The 19,284-nt window shown below is 63.9% G+C and carries 16 protein-coding genes, 1 tRNA gene and 1 pseudogene; 12 read left to right on the plus strand and 6 right to left on the minus strand.

Annotated features, from left to right (window positions below; all coding sequences use genetic code 11):
- Nucleotides 1–47: 47 nt before the first annotated feature.
- Complete coding sequence (locus WC739_RS10880) at nucleotides 48–683, minus strand: FMN-dependent NADH-azoreductase (RefSeq protein ID WP_372953034.1); 636 nt, start codon at nucleotides 681–683, stop codon at nucleotides 48–50.
- A 113-nt stretch (nucleotides 684–796) separates the two neighbouring features.
- Between WC739_RS10880 and WC739_RS10885 the strand changes: the two are divergent.
- Together WC739_RS10885 and WC739_RS10890 are read left to right on the plus strand one after the other, a co-directional pair.
- Nucleotides 797–1,765: pseudogene (locus tag WC739_RS10885) on the plus strand (LysR family transcriptional regulator).
- Nucleotides 1,766–1,978: 213 nt separating this feature from the next.
- Nucleotides 1,979–4,723 carry a patatin-like phospholipase family protein gene (locus tag WC739_RS10890; protein WP_372953035.1) on the plus strand — a complete coding sequence of 915 codons (2,745 nt, stop codon included), beginning with the start codon at nucleotides 1,979–1,981 and terminating at the stop codon, nucleotides 4,721–4,723.
- Between the two features lie 37 nt (nucleotides 4,724–4,760).
- Here WC739_RS10890 and WC739_RS10895 read toward each other — a convergent pair whose 3' ends face one another.
- Nucleotides 4,761–5,711, minus strand: a complete 951-nt coding sequence (locus WC739_RS10895) for a S1C family serine protease (RefSeq protein ID WP_372953036.1) — start codon at nucleotides 5,709–5,711, stop codon at nucleotides 4,761–4,763.
- Between the two features lie 169 nt (nucleotides 5,712–5,880).
- Here WC739_RS10895 and WC739_RS10900 point away from each other — a divergent pair, with 169 nt between their 5' ends.
- The 3 genes from WC739_RS10900 (at nucleotide 5,881) to WC739_RS10910 (ending at nucleotide 8,475) form a co-directional block, all read left to right on the plus strand.
- Entirely contained in the window at nucleotides 5,881–6,753 is an 873-nt protein-coding gene (locus WC739_RS10900) for a S1C family serine protease (RefSeq protein ID WP_372953037.1), read from the plus strand.
- 8 nt (nucleotides 6,754–6,761) lie between these two features.
- Entirely contained in the window at nucleotides 6,762–7,439 is a 678-nt protein-coding gene (locus tag WC739_RS10905; RefSeq protein WP_372953051.1) for a response regulator transcription factor, read from the plus strand.
- Between the two features lie 169 nt (nucleotides 7,440–7,608).
- On the plus strand, nucleotides 7,609–8,475 hold the full coding sequence (locus WC739_RS10910; RefSeq protein WP_372953038.1) for an SDR family oxidoreductase: 867 nt from the start codon (nucleotides 7,609–7,611) through the stop codon (nucleotides 8,473–8,475).
- Between the two features lie 246 nt (nucleotides 8,476–8,721).
- Here the strand turns inward: WC739_RS10910 and WC739_RS10915 are convergent, their stop codons facing one another.
- Together WC739_RS10915 and WC739_RS10920 are read right to left on the minus strand one after the other, a co-directional pair.
- Nucleotides 8,722–9,240: a TIGR00645 family protein gene (locus WC739_RS10915; RefSeq protein WP_372953039.1), complete on the minus strand. Its 519-nt coding sequence runs from the start codon at nucleotides 9,238–9,240 to the stop codon at nucleotides 8,722–8,724.
- A gap of 320 nt (nucleotides 9,241–9,560) precedes the next feature.
- The gene (locus tag WC739_RS10920) at nucleotides 9,561–11,558 is read right to left on the minus strand and encodes an OmpA family protein (protein WP_372953040.1); all 1,998 of its coding nucleotides are present in this window, start codon (nucleotides 11,556–11,558) and stop codon (nucleotides 9,561–9,563) included.
- Nucleotides 11,559–11,753: 195 nt separating this feature from the next.
- Here WC739_RS10920 and WC739_RS10925 point away from each other — a divergent pair, with 195 nt between their 5' ends.
- On the plus strand, nucleotides 11,754–12,200 hold the full coding sequence (locus tag WC739_RS10925) for a YcgN family cysteine cluster protein (protein ID WP_372953041.1): 447 nt from the start codon (nucleotides 11,754–11,756) through the stop codon (nucleotides 12,198–12,200).
- A gap of 232 nt (nucleotides 12,201–12,432) precedes the next feature.
- On the plus strand, nucleotides 12,433–12,816 hold the full coding sequence (locus WC739_RS10930) for a hypothetical protein (RefSeq protein WP_372953042.1): 384 nt from the start codon (nucleotides 12,433–12,435) through the stop codon (nucleotides 12,814–12,816).
- A gap of 203 nt (nucleotides 12,817–13,019) precedes the next feature.
- On the opposite strand, the gene WC739_RS10935 is transcribed toward WC739_RS10930, so the two are convergent.
- The gene (locus tag WC739_RS10935; RefSeq protein ID WP_372953043.1) at nucleotides 13,020–13,733 is read right to left on the minus strand and encodes an SIMPL domain-containing protein; all 714 of its coding nucleotides are present in this window, start codon (nucleotides 13,731–13,733) and stop codon (nucleotides 13,020–13,022) included.
- 135 nt (nucleotides 13,734–13,868) lie between these two features.
- Between WC739_RS10935 and WC739_RS10940 the strand changes: the two genes are divergently transcribed.
- Nucleotides 13,869–13,944: transfer RNA gene (locus WC739_RS10940), tRNA-Ile, on the plus strand.
- A gap of 234 nt (nucleotides 13,945–14,178) precedes the next feature.
- Here WC739_RS10940 and WC739_RS10945 read toward each other — a convergent pair.
- Nucleotides 14,179–15,207, minus strand: a complete 1,029-nt coding sequence (locus WC739_RS10945) for a LacI family DNA-binding transcriptional regulator (RefSeq protein ID WP_372953044.1) — start codon at nucleotides 15,205–15,207, stop codon at nucleotides 14,179–14,181.
- Nucleotides 15,208–15,386: 179 nt separating this feature from the next.
- On the opposite strand from WC739_RS10945, the gene WC739_RS10950 reads away from it, so the two are divergent.
- The 4 genes from WC739_RS10950 to WC739_RS10965 form a co-directional block, all read left to right on the plus strand.
- Nucleotides 15,387–16,328 (plus strand): sugar ABC transporter substrate-binding protein, encoded by a 942-nt coding sequence (locus WC739_RS10950; protein WP_372953045.1) that lies wholly within the window; start codon nucleotides 15,387–15,389, stop codon nucleotides 16,326–16,328.
- 43 nt (nucleotides 16,329–16,371) lie between these two features.
- The gene (locus WC739_RS10955) at nucleotides 16,372–17,901 is read left to right on the plus strand and encodes a sugar ABC transporter ATP-binding protein (protein ID WP_372953046.1); all 1,530 of its coding nucleotides are present in this window, start codon (nucleotides 16,372–16,374) and stop codon (nucleotides 17,899–17,901) included.
- A gap of 16 nt (nucleotides 17,902–17,917) precedes the next feature.
- On the plus strand, nucleotides 17,918–18,913 hold the full coding sequence (locus WC739_RS10960) for an ABC transporter permease (protein ID WP_372953047.1): 996 nt from the start codon (nucleotides 17,918–17,920) through the stop codon (nucleotides 18,911–18,913).
- 10 nt (nucleotides 18,914–18,923) lie between these two features.
- A partial coding sequence (locus WC739_RS10965) for an MBL fold metallo-hydrolase (protein WP_372953048.1) occupies nucleotides 18,924–19,284 on the plus strand: 361 nt, incomplete at its 3' end.

Below are 19,284 nucleotides of genomic sequence, written 5' to 3' on the forward strand. Positions count from 1 at the left end.
GGGCAGGCGCGGACGCCTGCCCTTTGTGCGGATTGTGTCGGGTGCCGTTACGCAGCCGCCGCTATGGTGCGGCTGGCGGCCACGACGGCGTCGACCTTGGCGGTCGCCTTGGCGAGCGCGGCGGCCACGGCGTCAGGACCCATGGCGACACCCTCGACTCGGATGACCTCGACATCGGTCATGCCGAGGAAGCCGAGCACACTGCGCAGGTAGGGAACCGCGTGATCGAACTGCACCGCGGCTCCTTCGGAATAGACGCCGCCCGAGGCGAGCACGATATAGACCTTCTTGCCGGTGACGAGGCCCTTGGGGCCGTTCTCGCCATAGGCAAAGCTCTTGCCGGAGCGGGCGATGTGGTCGACCCACGACTTCAACGTCGAGGAGATGTTGAAGTTGATGAAGCCGGTGGCCAAGATCACCGTGTCGGCGGCGAACAGTTCATCGAGCGCGACGTCGGAAACGCCGACGACTTCCGCCTGGCGTGCGGTGCGCGACTCGGCCGGTGTGTAGATGCCGGCCGTATAGTCGGCGTCGATGTGCGGCAGCGGGTTGGCGACGAGGTCGCGCACGACGAGCGTGTTCGACGGATTGGCAGCGACCAGTTTTTCAGCGAATTCCGTGGCGATGCGGGTCGAATGCGAAGCCGCGCCGCGCGGGCTGGACGTGACGAGAAGTATGGACATTGTGGACTCTCCAGAGTTGGGAAAATGAATTTGTCCCTGCCCATATGGGTCTTTCGACCTATTCAAAAAACTGGCATATTTTAGATACAATCAATCGATGAAATGGATAAGCTATGCAGCCCAATCCAACACTCGACCAACTGCAGATCTTCGTGACCGTCGCCGAAACGGGCAGTTTCTCAGCCGCCGGCCGTCGCTTGAACCGCGCCCAGTCCGTCATCAGCTACGGCATCGCCAATCTGGAGACGCAGCTTGGCCTGAAGCTCTTCAAGCGCGAGGGCACGCGCGAGCCGCAACTGACCGAGTTCGGCTAGGCGATGCTGGAGGATGCAAGGCGCATGATCAGCGTTCTGCAACGCATCCGCTCACGCGTCGACGGCCACCATCAGGGTCTCGAGGCCGAAGTCGCGCTCTCGGTAGACGCGGCGCTGCCGGCGCCGGTGCTGGTGCGGGTGCTCAAAGCGTTCGAGGCACAGTTTCCCACGGTGATGCTGCGCCTGCATATCGGCGCGCTCGGTATGATCCCCGACCATGTCGTCAGCGGCCAGGCCGACCTTGGCATTGGCGGCCTGCTGGGCGATGTCGACCTGCATCTGACGCGTATCGGCTTCATGTCGATCGCGCTGGCAGCCGCGCCAACCCACCCGTTGGCGTTGCTGCCCCGACCGGTGGCCATCGAGGATGCCCGCGAGTACACGCAGCTCGTCGTCACCGACCAGTCCGAACGCACAAAGGGGCGCGATTTCGGCGTCTTCGCCTACCGGACCTGGCGGCTGACCGACATGCGCACCAAGCATATGCTGATGCGCGAGGGCCTGGGCTGGGGCGGCCTGCCGCGCTGGCTGATCGCCGACGACCTGGCCAGTGGCCGGCTGGTGGAAATCGACCTCGAACCCTTCAGAGAAACGCGTTCACCGCTGTTTGCCATGCGGCGTTACGACACCAGCCCCAAGCCCGCCGCGGCCTGGCTCATCGATCAATTCAAGCGCCAGCTCGGCTGCTTCAACGAGTTCGAGCCGGGCGAAGTGCCCGAGGAGGAACCAGACAATCCACAGACGGGGCCCATGAGCGCGGCACGCTAGCGCTTGGCCGTCGCGCCAGCCGCGAGGCGACTTTCCATAACCCTTGCGGAAAAACCTGTTTGGCTGTTGTCTTGTTCAAGAAGCCGACAGTGTCGGGGGGTTGCTGTGGCCAGTCGTGAAGATGTTCCCAGGACTGCTTCTTATACCGGCAAGTTCGAGAGAGTTCTGCGATCGGAGTACGATGCGGTCCTGGAACGCCGGCGCGCGCTCGGTGTGGGTGCTTCAAGTGGCTTTGGCAGGCCCGATTCCGTTGCCAGGGGCGACCCCGCCTGGTTGTTCGGCGTGGCGCTCTCGGGTGGGGGAATACGGTCGGCTTCATTCTGCCTCGGCGCACTTCAGGCGCTCGACCAGTACAAACTCACGCCCCGGATAGACTATCTGTCGACGGTTTCGGGAGGCGGCTATATCGGATCGGCGATGGTTGCCGATATGACCCGTCAGGAGCTCGAGCAAGCAAGAGAAGGAGAGGACAGACCGCTCGATTTTCCCTTCGCCTCGGATGACGACGTGCGCGACAACGAGCTTGTCGGCCATATCCGGGACAACAGCCGTTTCCTGGCGCCACGCGGTCCTCGCGACATCGTCCTGTCGGTTGGCATCCTGATGCGCGGCTGGATGGTGAATTTCTTGCTGCTGCTCACCCTGCTCCTGCCGCTCGCGACATTCGTCATCCTGACCAATCCGACCACCGACCACCTCGGACACAGCATCGTTCTCGACGTGGCCGACTGGATGTTCGGAGACGAGTGGGGCAGGCAGGGGTGGACCGCTAGCCTGCGCTCGATGGTCGCCAACCCGTTCGTGCTCTCGCGCATGGCTCTCGTGGTGCTCTCGCTGTGGCTGGTCGCCTGGGGATTACGGCGGTCCTATTCCGACAGCTACGCCTCGGCGCGCAAAGGCGAGCATCTTGAACAGGATAGCGGCTGGGCCACGGGTGGCCGCACGCTACTGCTGTTCACCGCCGGCGTGTTTCTGATCGAGGTCCAGCCCAGGATCATCCTGTGGCTGATCGAGGCGACATCGCCGAAATTCGGCCATCGGCAAACAACGTTGGAAACACTCAAGACGCTGATCGCAACCGCCGCGGCCATCGTAACGGCCACCGCCGCGTTCAGGGGCGTCCTGATTTCCTGGCTGCAGAAGGCCCTGAATTCGCCGAAGATCGGGCACCAGATCCGCGGCTATCTGGCGCGCGCGGCGTTCCTGGCGCTCGGTCTGGCCTTACCTCTGCTGGTCTATGGTTTCTTTCTGCTGATCACCATCTGGGGCATCAAGGTGTCGAAGACGACATTCCATGGCTTCGATGTATCGTGGATATTCGGCCGTGCCAGCGGCTATGCCTACGGCCCGACTTGGCTGACCGCAAACAATCATTTCCTGGTCACCATCCTTGTCGTCTGCCTGGCGCTGTTTCTGGCGTTGCGGACCTTCGTGGTTCGCTATCTCGCCGATGATCTGGCACCCGGCAGGCTGAGCGGCTTCTTCACCGCGATGCTGAATGACTACAGGGGTTCGGTGGTCATGAAGGTTCTGCTGGCACTGGCGGGCTCTGCCGTTTTCGCGGTGGCGGCGAGAATGTCGGGGAATGTCTGGCACGCCGACGAATTCACGGTGTTGCTGAACTATCTTGCCATCACCGCCATCGTCATCACGGTGGCGTTCAATTTCACCGAAAACGCCAACGGCTTGCACCGCCTTTACCGCGACAGGCTCCGGCAGGCATTCCTGCTCGGCGGCAGCGACGGACAGGCCGATATAGCGCTGGAAAATCTCGGCGTGAAGGCACCCTATCTCCTGATCAACGGCACGTTGAACGTGCGCCGCGCCAAGGATGACCATCCAGCGCCCGACCCGCAGAAAAGAGGAATATTCGGCCGCGCGACGCGATGGGCGGGAGCAAGGATCGCGGCAGCCATCAGGTTGCGTGCCTGGTGGGGAGGGCCGGATATGGTCCTGCCCGCCCCCCGGCGCTCGTCCGCGCGGTCGGCTGCCCCGCGCCCTGTCAGCCTGCCACTGGCCGATCCAAGCAAGCGGGGCCGCAACGCCGAGTTCTGCCTGTTCTCGAAATATTTCGTCGGTAGCGAGTCGACCGGTTACGCGGCGACGACGGCGATGACCAAGGAAGAGGGCCAACTGGATCTCGCGGCGGCGGCGGCGATTTCCGGGGCCGCCATTTCGTCAAGCATGGGCCGCATCAGCCTTGGCCTGCTTGGGCCGACATTGGCGCTGCTCAACCTGAGGCTTGGCTTCTGGCTTCCCAATCCGAGCGGGCTTGCGCTTGTGAAGCGGCCTTTGCAACGCGGCTGGGAGGACATATTGCGCCTCTATTTGCTGCAGGAAGCGCTGGGCCTGCTCAGGTCCGACAGTTCGCGTGTCTACATCACCGACGGCGGCCATATCGACAATATCGGGCTCTACCAACTGCTCAAGCGCAAATGCAAACTGATCATCGTGATCGATGCCGAAGCCGACGCCGGCATGAATTTCGGTGCGTTCACCGATGTCCAGCGCTTTGCGCGCATCGATCTCGGCGCGCGCATCTCGCTTGACTGGCGGCCGGTCAGGGACGCGGCGCTGGCGCGCGATGCCGATCGCACCAAGATCATCCCACCGGATTCGGAACTGCATCTGCGGCACTTCGCGGTGGGCAAGATCCTTTATGAGAATGATCCGGTCGAAGGGATACTTCTCTACGTCAAGGCCTCGGTGACCGGCGACGAGCCAGATTATGTGCTCGACTACGAACGCCGCTATCCACTTTTCCCGAACGAACCGACCAGCGACCAGTTCTTTTCGGAAGAGCAGATGGAGGCCTATCGGGCGCTTGGATTCCATGCGACGCGCGTCGCTCTTCGGGAGCGGCCGCGAACCGCGGACCAAGGCCTCGACGGCGCTCAGGCGGACCTGGTCGCCCTGCTGAAGACGCGTCTGGGCAACCAGGGGCAGGAGATCCGATAGGCCCGGCGGTTTGCCCGTCGTTTTCGGGATGTGCCGATCAGCCGGCCCTTGCCACCGGCGTCACCGCCACCTGGCTGACGCCGGTGCGGCGCACGACGGTGCACAGCGTCTCGCGGCCGATGCGCTCGGCGTCGAGGATGCGCACGAGGTCGTCGACGCCGGTCACGGGGCGGCCGTCTATTGCCGCGATGATGTCGCCTTCCTTCAAGCCGGCCTTTGCCGCCGGGCCATCCTTTTCGACGCCGCGCAGCCGCACCGCCGTGCTGGTCGACACCTGCGACAGGAGGGCCGCGCGGCGCGGCAGGTTGGTGGTGTCGGCCGAAACGCCGATGAAGGCGCGCCGCACGCGGCCGAAGCGGATGATCTCGGAAATGACGAAGTTGGCGGTGTTGGACGCGACCGCGAACGCAATGCCGTGCGCGCCATGGATCATGGCGGTGTTGACGCCGATGACCTCGCCGGCCGACGACACTAGCGGCCCGCCCGAATTGCCGGGGTTGAGGGAGGCGTCGGTCTGGATGACGTCGTCGATCAACCGTCCGGTCGAGGCCCGCATCGAGCGGCCGAGCGCCGAGACGACGCCCGAGGTGACCGTCCATTCGAAGCCCAGCGGATTGCCGATGGCAATGGCGATCTGGCCGCGCCGCAGCCGCTTGGAATCACCCAGCGGCGCGACATCGGCGAAGCTGCCATCGGCGCGCACCAGGGCGATGTCGGTGTCGGGATCGCGGCCCAGCACGCGGCCTTCGCTGGAGGCGCCGTCGGGCATCGAGACGCGCACCGTCCTGGCATCGCCGACGACGTGGAAATTGGTGACCACCAGCCCGTCCGGCGCGATGACGAAGCCGGAGCCATGGCCGCCCTGGCCACCGATGCGCTCGATGCGGCAGACGGCGGGGCCGATGCGGTCGACGGCATCGGCGACCGTCGTGGAATAGGCGTCGAGCAGCGTGTCGTCATCTTGGAATTTCGCAGCGGCGAGGGCCATTGGCGGGCTCCGTGTTTTCAGGCTTGATCGTGACTATATGTGCGGAGCGGCAAGAACCGCCGCGACCTGACCACATGGCCAGTCGAACCAGCAACTAGCCGTCAGGCGAGTATCCGCGGACGCACCATCGAGCGATATCTGGGGCATGCAACAAACCCAAGAGACCGATATGAGTGATTTCAATCTGGCCGCGTTTTCGGACGCCGTCGCCGATCTTGCCGCCAAGGCCGCGCCGGCAACGGCGAGCTTCGCCACGCATCACCACCGCACCGCCACCGCGTTTCACTGGCGCGACGGCTATTTCGTTACAGCCGAGGAAGCCGTCGAGGCGGGCGAGGAGATCGAGCTGACGCTGGCGTCGGGCGAGAGGGTCAAGGCCGAACTGGTGGGCCGTGATCCTTCGACGGGCGTCGCCTTGCTGAAGCCGGCCACCGCTGTCGACGCCCCGCCACTTGCCGAAGCCGACGCGGTTCGGCCCGGCAGTCTCGCCATCGCCATCGGCAGCAGCCAGGGTTCGGCGCTGGCCGTTTCGGGTTCGGTGGGCGAAGTCGGTCCGGCCTGGCGTTCGATGCGCGGCGGCACCATCGACCGGCGCATCAATCTGGCTGTCGGCGCCGGCGCCCGCTTCGAGGGCGGACCGGTGCTGGACGCCAAGGGCGCGCTGATCGGCATGCTGTTGTTCGGGCCACGCCACAAGGCACTGGTGATGCCCTATGAGACGATCGAGCGGGCGGTTGCGACGCTGCGCGAGAAGGGTCATGTCGCGCGCGGCTATCTCGGCGCCGGCCTGCATCCGGTTCGCGACAACAACGCGTATGGCGCGATGGTGATGAGCCTCGACGACCAAGGCCCGGCCAAGGCCGCGGGCCTCTCGCTGGGCGACATCATCGTGGCCTGGAACGGCGAGGCCGTGCATGGCCCGCGCGACCTGATCCGCAGGCTTGGACCCGACAGCGCCGGCGCTTCGGTGACGCTCGGCGTGGTGCGCGGCGGCGAACAGCGCGACGTGGCGCTGACCATCGGCGAAAAGCCGCTGAGCTGAGAGGAATGATGGAAAGCGACACGCTGGCGAGGCGCAAGACGGATAGCGAGGAACGGCGGCTGGTGGTGCTGGTCGCGCTGCGTGACGCCGCGCGCGCCGGGCGCCTGTCGGCCTCGCTCGCCATGACGAACGATCTGCTTCCCGTCATGGCCGGGGGCGGCGCGATCGCCGATGTCGTGGTCGTCGACGACGCAGTCGCCAACAGCGCCTCATGGATCGACCGGCCCGGCAACAGCACGACCCCGAAGGTGCTGCTGTCGGTCCGCGCTGGCCGGCCCGAAGGGCAGGTGTATGCCGTGCTGCCGTTGGGAGCGGATGCAACTTTGATCGCGGCCGCCATACGGCTGGCAGCGGCCGGCTACCGGGTGTCCGGTGATGGCCGTCCAGAACCGCATAACGATCATGATTTCGATCGCGACGCTGGCGGGGCCGGTGGCGATGGCGGGCTGTTCGGCGAGGAACCGCTCGACGACGGGGCCGCCGCTCGGCCGACACTGTCGCCGCGAGAGGCCGAAGTGCTGGCCCTGCTGGCCGAAGGCGCACCCAACAAGGTGATCGCGCGGCGCCTGGACATTTCCGTGCATACGGCGAAATTCCACGTCGCCGCGATCCTGATCAAGCTGGGGGCCGCCAACCGCACGGATGCCATTGCGATCGCGATGCGTCAGGGGCTTGTGCTGGTCTGATCCGGCTTGGAGCGCCTCTTCGAGCGATTTCCCGGAAACCCAGGAAAAGATAAGGCGGCCTCCGCCGACGAGCCTCCGTTGCGTCATCATAGCTTCCCAATGCGGCCTCTTGTATCCGGCAGCGGCGCGGGCAAGGATTGCTCAACGAGACAAGCTATCGGAGGGAAGAATGTCGCTTAGGGGCAAGACGCTGTTCATCTCCGGCGGGTCGCGCGGCATCGGGCTGGCGATCGCGCTGCGCGCGGCGCGCGACGGCGCCAATGTGACGATCGCCGCCAAGACCGCCGAGCCGCATCCGAAGCTGCCGGGCACGATCTACACGGCGGCGCAAGAAATCGAGCAGGCTGGCGGCGCGGCGCTGCCTGTTTTGTGCGACATCCGCGAAGAGGCGCAGGTGTCCGAGGCGGTCGCAAGGACGGTTGAGACATTCGGCGGCATCGACATCTGCGTCAACAATGCCAGCGCCATCCAGCTGACCGGCACGCTGGAGACGGATATGAAGCGCTATGATTTGATGCACCAGATCAACACGCGCGGCACCTTTCTGGTTTCCAAAATGTGCATTCCGCATTTGAAGTTAGCCGACAATCCTCACATCCTGAATCTGGCGCCGCCCCTCAACATGAAGGCCAAATGGTTCAAGAACCACGTCGCCTACACGATGGCGAAGTTCGGGATGTCGATGTGCACGCTGGGCATGAGCGCGGAATTCGCCAGGGATGGCATCGCGGTCAATTCGCTGTGGCCGATCTCGACCATCGACACGGCTGCGGTGCGCAACCTTCTGGGCGGCGCGACGGTCGCGGCAATGAGCCGCTCGCCCGACATCATGGCCGACGCGGCGCACGCCATCTTCCTGCGGCCATCGCGCGAGACATCAGGCAATTTCTACATCGACGAGGAAGTGCTGCGCGCCGAGGGTGTCAGCGACTTCTCGGTCTATTCGCCAAACGCGACCGGGCCGTTGGCAGGCGACTTCTTCGTCCCGGACGAGGTGTTCGCGCGCAGCGAGAGCGAGATCAGGACTGCCTATTAAGGGCTCCGCAAGGATTTATTTGCGATGCCGGCCACGCCATTGGCGAAGCCGCTGGTCGACCCCCACTCCGTCTCGTCTTCGCCGAGCCACCTCTCCCCGATCGACGGGGTAGAGGAAGGGCGCGAGCCGACGCTCATCCAGCAGGCTACCGTTCCTTTCCCTCCGGAGGGGGGAAAGGTGGCGCTGCGGAGCAGCGACGGATTGCGGGGAGGCGGTTCTCAAACGCGAAGCCTCCGACAGGGGGCATCAGCCTTCTTCGCCTTTCTTGCCCTTGCTCAGGCCCATCAGCCGGTCGATATAGGCCAGCATCAGCGCCGAGAGAACGAAGGCGAGATGGATGATGGTCAGCCACATCAACTGTTGCGTGGTGTAGGAGGACGAGTTCAGGAACACCTGCAGCAGGTGGATGGACGAGATGGCGACGATGGTCGAGGCGACCTTGACCTTCAGTGAGCCGACATCGATCGTGCCCAGCCAATGCACGCCGCCATCCTGGTCATCGAAGCGGCTGACGAAGTTCTCGTAGCCGGAGATGATGACCATGACCACCAGCGAGGCGACCAGCGCGGCGTCGATAAGGCCCAGCATCTTCAGGATGGTGTCGGTGTCGCCGAGCGTGAAGGCCACGGCGAGGAACTCGTAGAGCTTCTTGCCGAACGACAGGGCATAGACGGCGAGCGCCACGCCGAGCCCGAGATAGAACACCACCAGCAGCCAGCGCGAGGCAAGGATGATCGATTCGATGGCGAGTTCGAGACGCTTCATGAGCTGCTCCGGTCGTTTCCCTTCACGGTGAGCCCTGTATTTCAGCCAGGTCGCGCTGGTTTGCAAGGTGTGGAAATTCCGAAACAAAAAACCCCGCCGGAGGGGACCGGCGGGGCTCAATGCGTCCCGCTGGAGTCGGGACGGGGCAGGGAAGCCCTGTCATCAATCTGGGGTGGACGGACGCCCTATTCAATGCACGCGCCCGGATATCGATGCGATTCTTGCCGTGGGGCGGAAGGTGTGCCCATCCCGGTTTGCCGGGATCGGCCTGTTTTGCCGACCTGATTCAGAAGATTGCGGTAAGCTTCTGAAAGACCGTCCTAATTGTTGCTGGCAACGGGTGCCACCAACGAGGTGATGCGGCGGATCGCGACGCGACGGTTCTCGCGGTTCGGCCCCGAAGTGTTCACCTTCAGATACTCCTCGCCATAGCCCTGTGTCGTCAGGTTTTCGGGCGGGATGCCGAAGGCATTGGTGAGCGCCTCGGCGACCGATTCCGCCCTGCGATCCGACAGCGCCAGATTGGCCTCCGCCGTGCCGACGGCGTCGGTATGGCCTTCGATGAGGAAGGTCTCGGCGGGGTTCTTCTTGAGCAGCTTCTCCATCGCGCTGGCGACGCCGTCGAGCTTCTGCACTTCGGCGTCGGAGATCGAGGCCGAGCCGAATTCGAAGTTCAGCGTGTCGAGATCGACGCGGCGCGCGATGTCGCGAACACGGGCCGACCGCTTGACCTCGTCGATCGAATAGAGACGCTGGACTTTCTCCACCGGCGGCTGTTCGAGGAAGTCGTAATAATCGTCCGGGCTCTCGACCTGCTCGGAATCGAGAATGTACTGCCGGCGCGGGATGGTCAGCCGCATCGGCGGCAGGTCATCGCCGGGATCGCGCCAGTCACCCTCGTCCTGGTAGTCACGCTCGTCGACATAGCTCAGCACGTATTCGCGGCCATCGGGTGTGATGCGTGAGCGCCGGATGACATCGCCGTAACGGTTGCGGACGGTGACGATCTGGACGCCGTTGCCGCGCTCGACGGTTTCACGCGTGCGGCCCTGCGGCAGATCCTCGTAATAGACGTCCTTGGCGCCACGGTTCATGCGCGAGCCGTCATTGCTCTGGACGATGGTCTGGTCGCCCAACTGAATGATGACGCGGTCGCCGATCTCCTTGAGCACGTCGACCCCCTTGGGGCGGCGGCGGTCGCGGATGTTCTCGTCGGGCGCGCGGTCGAGCCGCTTGCCCTTCTCCTCGGTGACGGGAACGAACTTTTCGCGCTTGATCTCCTGCTGGGCGGCCTTGTCGTCCGCGGGCGGCGGACCCTGGTCGACCGGAGCGGCCACCGGCTTGTTGCCCTGATCGCCACCTTGCTGGGAGCCCTGTGCATCGTTCTGTTGCTGGGCGTTCTTGTCGCGCTTGCGGCCGCCTGCCTTGCGCTCGGCATCCTTCTGGCTGTCCAGGATGGGAGCAGCGTTCGGGTCGGCTGGCGCCTCACCCTGCACGGGGTTTTCGCCCTGGACAGGAGCAACCTTGTTGCCGTTGGCCGGCAGTTCGCCGGTTGCGGGCTTCTCGCCATTCGCCGGCTGTTCGCCAGTAACGGGCTGTTCGCCAGTCGCGGGCTGCTCGCCAGCGGGCTTCCTGCCGTTCTTCCGGGTCCTGTCCTGGGGCTGTTCACCCTGGGTTGCCGGCTGCTCGCCAGCGGCGGGCGCTTCCTTCGGCGTCGGGGCGGCTTCGGGTGTTACCGCCGGCGCTTCCTTTTGCTGGTCCTGCTTGTGTTTCCTGCCGGGCTTGACCTGCTGGTTGTCATTGGCTGGCTGGGCCTCGCCGGCGGGTTGCTCGGCCGGCGCCTGCTCGATCTGTTGCTGCTGCTGGTCGCGCTTCTTCCTGCGCGGCTGCTGCTGTTCGACCGGGGCGGCCTGCTCAGCAGGCGCCTGCTCGATCTGTTGCTGCTGCTGGTCGCGCTTCTTCCTGCGCGGCTGCTGCTCCTCGACCGGGGCGGCCTGCTCGGCCGGCGCCTGTTCGGTCTGCTGCTGCTGGTCGCGCTTCTTCCTGCGTGGCTGCTGCTCCTCGACCGGGGCGGCCTGCTCAGCGGCCGGCGCCTGTTCGGTCTGCTGCTGCTGGTCGCGCTTCTTCTTGCGCCGCTGCTCCTGATCGGTTGGCTGTCCGTCCTCAGCCGGTGCGTCCTGGGCCAGGATCAGCGGTGTCGCGCCGCCTTGCATGGGGCCGAACGCGGCACTTCCCTGAAGCGGGAACGCGCCCAACGGCGCGGATGCCATCAGCAGGCCAAGGGCGGTGCCTGCCAGAATCCGTGGTTGGCGTTTCATCGAAAATTCTCCTTGTGGGGTCCCATCCTTGCCGAAACCGATCTTGCGCCGATTGGTTCCGGTTTAGCGCGTATAGGGGCCGTAACGGGCTATTGGCCGGCGTTTTGAAGGCAACTTCGTGTCTTTCGCCCGGATGCGGCTTGCCGGACCGCTGCCGCGCTTGACGTTGCCGCCGGCTAAGGCCACATCCCGCACATGGAAACGCCTTTCTGGAAAACCAAAACGCTGGAAGCGATGAGCCCGGCCGAGTGGGAATCGCTCTGCGACGGCTGCGGCAAATGCTGCCTGTCGAAGCTGGAGGACGAGGATACGGGTGAGATTTACTGGACCAGTGTCGGCTGCCGGCTGTTCGACGCCGAGAGCTGCCGCTGCTCCGATTATGCCAACCGGCTGGCGCGCGTTCCGGACTGCGTCGGGCTGACGCCACAGAACGTGCGCACCATCACCTGGCTGCCCAGCACCTGCGCCTACCGTCTGGTGGCCGAGGGGCGCGACCTCTACTGGTGGCACCGCTTGCTGTCGGGCAGCCCTGACACCGTCCATGAGGCCGGCGTTTCGGTGCGCGGCAGGGTCAACGCCAGTGAAAGCGACCTTGCCGAACCGGAGGATTATTTCGACTTCATGCTGGACGAGGAACCCTGATCGCGCTGGCGGCCGATCGGTCTTGGACGCGGGCGGACCGGGAACCGGGCGCCGGATCAGGCGTTCTTGCGCCATTGTTCCGCCGTGTGCGCCAGCGACATGGCTGGTGAGTTCCGGTAATTCACATGAACCGCTTATGAACGATCGGTTCGTAAAGAGTTCAGACAGGCAAGTGCATTCTGCGCCCATCGGTTCACGAGGACGGGCACGGCCCGCAAAAAGGAGAGAAACCATGTTCAACAAGATCAAGACGGCGACGCTTTCGGCCCTGGTCGGGCTCGGCACGCTGGCGGCCATCCCCGCCCATGCCGACAACCTCTATCTCGGCTTCGGCAACAACGATGATCCGCGTGTCGGCGTCTATGTGGGCGAGGACGGCTACCGCCACCGCCGCGATGAACGCCGCGACGAGTGGCGCAGCGTCGAACGCCGCGACGAGTGGCGCCGTGGCTGCTCGCCGGAGCGCGCCCTGGGCAAGGCTCAGCGCATGGGCCTGCATCGCGCCCGCATTCTCGATGTCAACCGCCGGACGGTGAAGGTGATGGGCCGCCAGGACGGCGATCGCATCGTGATCGTGTTCGCCAACGAGCGCGGCTGCCCGGTCATCTACCGCTGAGGTCAGTATCCCGGCTGTCCTCTACCAAGGGTAGCCGGGAGGCATAATGTCCTGAAGGCATGGCTCCCCGAGGGTCCGCCTGGATTAGCAGAGCCCCTTTCTTCGGAAGTGAGCGGCTCAAAAAACCCCGCGGGATCGTTCCCGCGGGGTTTTTCATGCATGGCACGACCGGTCAGCCGACGCGGGCAGGGTGGTGTCGAGCCTCACTTGAGTTCGAACGTGACGGTGACCTGCACGGTGTAGGAATTCTCGCCTGCCTGCACCGGCACGGCCGCGCGCGGGGCTGCGTCGAAGGCCTTGGCGTTGATCGGCATCGGCATCGGCGCAATGTTCTGGTCGGTGATTTCCAGCACCCGGCCCAGGCTGACGCCCGCGGCCTCGGCCAGCGTCCTGGCCTTCGCCACGGCGTCGGCGACCGCTTTCTTGCGCGCCTCGGTGACGGTGGCCGCCGGGTCGTCGTTGGTGAAGGCAATGCCGCCGCCCTGGTTGACGCCGAGCGACACCGCCTTGTCCAGAATCTCACCGGTCTTGTCGACATCGCGCACGCGCACCGAAAGCGTGTTGGTCACCTGATAGGCAACAAGCTCGGCGTCCTGGCTGCCGTCGGGCTTGTTGGTGTAGTTGTAGCGCGGATTGATCTGGACGCCCGCGGTCTGCAGGTCGCGGTCCACGATGCCCGACGACTTCATCGCCGCGATGACGGCGGCCATGGCGTCGTTGTTGGCATCGAGCGCGGCGCGCGCGGTCTTGGCCTCGCGCATGACGCTCAGCGTCAGGATCGCAAGGTCGGGCGCCACCGTGGCTTCGCCTTCGCCGCTGACAATGATGCGGGGAGGCGTCGGCGAATCGGCGGCGCCAGCCATCGCCGGAAATGCGATCGCGGCGGCAAGCGCGAGAGGCAAGAGGTGTCTGGTCATGAAAATCTCCTTGGTGCGCGATCCAGTCGCAAGGCTCGCGTAGACAGGGATTATGGGTTGATTTGGGCGATCGGCGAAAGCCTCTTGGGGAAAGCCTTGTGCGGCGATGCGAAAAACATTAATCCAGCCGGCGTGGGGCCTGTAGCTCAATGGTTAGAGCCGGCGGCTCATAACCGCTTGGTTGGGGGTTCGAGTCCCTCCGGGCCCACCATTTAGTTTGTAATATCAAAGACTTAAAAGAGATTTGAGAAGCAATTCCGATAGCAGCGGCGATCCGGTTCGACAATCAATGATCCGGGCTTGAAGGTGATCCTGCGAACGATCTCTTGGGACAGAGGTCGCTTCGCGTCTGCAGTCTCTGATGCCCAGCAGAGCCGCAATTCGTCGGCTCGCCCTATCGCCGACCGGATTTCGCCAGCAAACGGCGCGCCGGCAAGAAACGCCTTCAGCTCCGCTTCCGGTGTAGTGAGCCCTTCAAGGGGGCGCAACTCTCTCCAACCACGAGCGCGGGCTGGAAGACCACGTTGCGGGACGGCTCGGCGACCTTGCCTTCGATGCGGTCGACCAGCATGCGCAGTGCCTCATTGGTCATGTCCTTGACAGGATGCTCGGTACGGGTCAGCCGCGGCTTCAGTCCGCCTGCTCCGGCGACCGTATCGGTAGAGGCAATCGAAACATCCTCGGGGCAGCGCAAGCCGAGATCGGCAACGGCTCGCATGACGCCGATGGCCATGACGCCATTGGCGACATAGAGGGCGGTTGGTCGGTCCGTCTGTACAAGCAGATCACGCGCGACCGAATAGGCGGTGTCTTCGCGGAACTCTCCGGACCGGACATGCCCCGTCTTCGGGGCAAGGCCGCGCGCCGCCATCGCTTCGAGCATGCCTTGCAGCCGGCCGCTGCCCGTCGTGAGTTGAACGGGACCGGTGATGGAGCCAATATCACGATGGCCAAGATCGAGGAGATAGTTGGTTGCCTGCTTGCCGGCCGACAGATTGTCGATGGTGACTGTGTCGACGCCCGCGTCGCCAATCGAACGGCCGAGCAGAACCACCGGCATTCCGCCTTCGAAATCCCGTCGCTGGTAATGGCTTTCGGGTCCCACAGGAACGATCACCGACCCATCGCACCCCAATGTTCGAATGCGCGACAGAATGCGCTTCTCGATATCGGGCTTTTCGTCGCTGTTGAACAGCACGAGCGAGTAGCCCCAGGCGGCGACCGCCGCTTCGGCTGCCGTGACGATGCGGGCGTAAAACGGGTTTGCCAGATCCGCCACGGCAAGCGCGATCAGCTGGCTGCGACCGCTGCGCAGATTTCGCGCGACCAGCGAAGGCGCATAGCGAAGCTCGCGAACCGCGGCGAGCACACGGCTGCGCAATTCGGGACTTACATAGGCGCTGTCGTTGACGACGGCGGACACCGTCGCCGTCGACACACCGGCGGCTTGGGCGACGTCTTTTATCGTGGCCATCTGCTCTCGTAGCTAATCGATTAGCTGAACTTCACGCCCAATCCTTCACCTATTTCGTGGATTTTTGCACGAATTTTCTTGCGAACCCATCCAAGATGAGAAAATCTGCTGAAACGGTTAGGCGGTTATCAGCGCTGACTTTCAAGGTGCGCGTCCAACCTCACCAGGGAGAGAGAACCATGAAGAACCTGACGTTCGGCATTTTCGCCGTGGCTCTGGCATTGTCCGGCGCGCAGGCCAGGGCGGCCGACAAGCCACTGCTCGGCATCGTGTCCATCAGCGCCACAGAAGCCAACAATGTCCGCTATATCCAGGGCGCGACCAAAGCGGCCGACGAACTCGGTTGGAAAGTCACTGTCGTCGATGCGGCGGGCAATGCAGACCAGGCCAACGCAGCCATCCAGAACTTCGCCCAGTTGGGGGCGCACGCCATCGTCGACATGGTGTTCCCCTATTCTTCCATCGGCGCCGGGCTCGCTGCAGCCGGTTCCGCGAACATTCCCGTCGTTACCTGGGGCGGCGGGCTGGGTGGCACCGTTGCCGCCACCAATGGCTCGGGCGGCCCGATGGCCATCCCGGTCGTGGAGCTGATGCTCAAGAACATGAACGGCAAGGGGTCCATCCTTGCCCTTACCTATCACACGGGTGAAGTCTGCCGGAACCGGGAGCAGGTGATGGACGAGATGGTCGCCAAATATCCCGATATCAAGGTGACCAAGAACGAGGTGCGCATTCCCGGCTACTTTGAAGACGGCGCTCAGTACGCGAATGCATGGCTCGCCTCGCATCCCGCGGGCGACGAGAAGCTGGCGATCTGGGGCTGCTGGGATGATCCTGCGATCGGCGCGATCGGCTCGCTGCGTGCCCAGAACCGCACCGATGTGATGGTGTATGGCATCAACGGCAATGCCCAAGCTCTTGAAAACATCAAGAACGGCTTCATGACCGCCACGGCATGGCAAGACAGCTACACCGAAGGCTACAACATGGCCAAGATGGTTGAAGAGATTACTGCCGCCGGCAAGAGCTGGACGCCCAAGGCCGCCGAAGTGCCGGCCGTGCTGGTGACCAAGGATACGGTGGCGGATTTTCTGACCAAGCATCCTGACGCGATCCAGTAGGCGCAGCCAGCTTTTGACCGATCGGGTAACAGGAGATGCGGCAATGGAGATGGGGGCGCCTGGAGCGCCTCCATTTCTTGTCGTGCGCAACATCGCCAAGACCTTTGGTGGCGCCAAGGCACTGCGAAATGCTTCCCTCGACATCATCGCAGGCGAGGTCCACGGGCTGGTCGGCGCCAATGGTGCGGGCAAGTCGACGCTGATCAGGATTCTTGCCGGCCTCAACCATCCGGATCAGGGATCGATCGAGATCGATGGGCAAACCGCCGCCGTCGAGACGCCGCACCGCGCGACGGCATTGGGGATGAGTTTCATTCACCAGGAACTGGCTTTCATTCCCGGGATGACCGTCCTCCAGAACATTATGCTCGGCGTGCCGAAACGATCGCGCTTCGGCTTGACGGACTGGGCGGCGATCGCGCGCGAAGTCGAGCCCATCGCGCGACGCGTCGGCATCACCGCCTCGCTCAATGCAAGTGTGAAAGGGCTGTCGACCGCCGAAAACTGGTTGATCAATATCTGCCGCGCGCTGGTTCGCAAATCGCGGCTTATCGTGATGGACGAGCCGACCGCCTCGCTCTCCGCCGCCGAGGCTGAGAAGCTCTTCATGATCATCAAGGACCTCTCGGCCTCAGGGGTTGCCGTGCTTTACGTCTCGCACCGCCTGGATGAGATCCTGAAACTCTGCGATCGGGTATCAGTCTTGCGCGACGGCAGTTCCGTCGCCGAATTCACCCGTGCCGGATTGAGCCGCAGGGCGTTGGTCGAGGCGATCGTCGGTGGCGACACTGCCGGTGGCGACAGCAGGCCGGACTATGTGCCGCAAAACCATGAGGTCGTTCTGCGCGTCCGCAACCTCGCACGCCTGCCCAAGGTGCGTGGCGTCAGTTTCGAACTTCGACAGGGCGAAGTTCTTGGCATCGGCGGCCTGGTCGGCGCCGGACGCAGCGAACTGGCACGGTTGATCTATGGTGCCGATCGCCCGGACTCCGGCAGTATGATTTTCAGAGGCAAGGCCTACGCGCCGAAATCGCCACAGGCAGCGGTTGCCGCCGGGATCGGCCTGGTGCCGGAGGAGCGACGCACGGAAGGGCTTTTCCTGACGAAGAGCGTCGCGTTCAATCTTGGTCTGGTCAATCTGGACAAGCTCGTGCTCGGACGCAGGGTCCCGCTTCTCAGTCGAAAAGCGCAGTCCTCACTCGCTCGCGAGACGATGAAGCTTCTTTCGATCAAGACGGCAAGCGCGGACAGCCCTGTCGGCCGGCTAAGCGGCGGCAACCAGCAGAAGGTGGTCATCGGCCGCTGGCTGCAGCGCGCGCCGCACATGCTCATTCTCGATGAACCGACCCGCGGGGTCGATATCGGTGCGCGTGCGGAAATCCACCGCCAAATCCGCGAGCTCGCCGCGGCAGGCATGGCGGTTCTCGTCATCTCGTCGGAACCCGATGAGTTGCCGGACCTTTGCGATCGCGTGCTGGTGATGGCGGAAGGCCTTGTCGTTCGCGAAATGAGCGGCGCATCGATGTCGCGCTCCGCTATTGTCGAGGCAAGCTATGGGGAGCGGGGCCATTGACCGGGAGGACGACCAGATGAGCGATGCTTCAACCTACAACAGGCGCCTCACCCCACGAGCCAAGGCTGGGCTCGGAATCTTCGCGCGCTACGCGACCATCCTTGGACTGGTGGCGATGATCGTTGCCTTTTCAATCCTGTCGCCGAGGGCATTTTCGACCCTGGGCAACTTCACCAACGTTCTCAACCAGGCCTCGCTTGCCATGATCATCGCCGGCGGCCTGACATTGGCGGTCGTCGTCGGCGAGCTCGATCTGTCGATCGGCTTTGCCGCCAGCCTGCACGGCATTCTCGTCACCGGCTTCATCGTCCATGACAAGCTGCCGATCCCTCTGGCGATTTTCATCGTCCTTGCGCTTGGCGCGCTGATCGGTCTGATCAACGGCTTCATCGTCACCAAGATGAAAGTCAATTCGGTGATCGCGACGCTGGGCGTCGGGACCATCATCACGGGCGTCGCCTTCGCCTACTCCGCCGGGGTGCCCATCGTTGCCGGCGTGCCGGAGGCCTTCCTGCAGCTTTCGCTCGGCCGCTGGCTCTTCGGCATCCCCAACAACATCGTCGTCATGGTCCTTGTGCTGGGCATCCTGTGGGTGCTGGTCGAGCGCACCTCCATCGGCCAGGAGATCCAGGCAGTCGGCGGCAACCCTGCAGCGGCGCGCCTGGCCGGCATCAACGTCGATCGCATCAAGACGCTTGGCTTCGTCATCTCCGGCATGTGCGCCGCACTCACCGGCATCCTGCTGGCGTCGCGGCTGGGCAGCGGCACGACGAGCGCGGCCGATTCCTATCTATTGACGGCGTTCGCGGCAGTGTTCCTGGGCTCGGCGACTTTGCGCGACGGCGAGTTCCATGTCCTGGGAACTTTGGTCGGTGCGCTGATCATTGCATTCGGCTTCAACGGCCTCAATATCTTCGGCGCCCCCACCTTTTCCCAATACGTGTTCCAGGGCGCCATCCTGATCATCGCTGTCGGGCTTTCCAGCCTTGGCCGCTCACTTGCTGAAAGCTGAGGAGAACGACATGGCTCAGACCGAGCACTGGGAGATCTACGTTATCGAGTTCGCGCGATCGAAGAACCAGCCATGGGTCGACCTGGTCAACGGGATGTACGATGACGGCCCCACCGACTTGCCGTTTTCCTTTATCCTGGCGCGGCGCGGCGACCGCAACGTGCTTGTGGACACGGGCTTCATGAAGACCGAAACCGGTCCGAACTTCTCCGACAAATTCGGCATACCCTGGTGGATTTCCCCGGTTCGCATGCTGGCCGAACTGGGTCTGGCGCCCGACGACATCACCGACATCATCGTCAGCCATGCGCATTTCGATCATATGGGCTCGATCGACCAGTTTCCGAAAGCCCGCCTCTATCTGCAAAAGC

It is taken from the genome of Mesorhizobium sp., from assembly GCF_041661565.1.
In the GTDB taxonomy this organism is placed as follows: Bacteria; Pseudomonadota; Alphaproteobacteria; order Rhizobiales; family Rhizobiaceae; genus Mesorhizobium.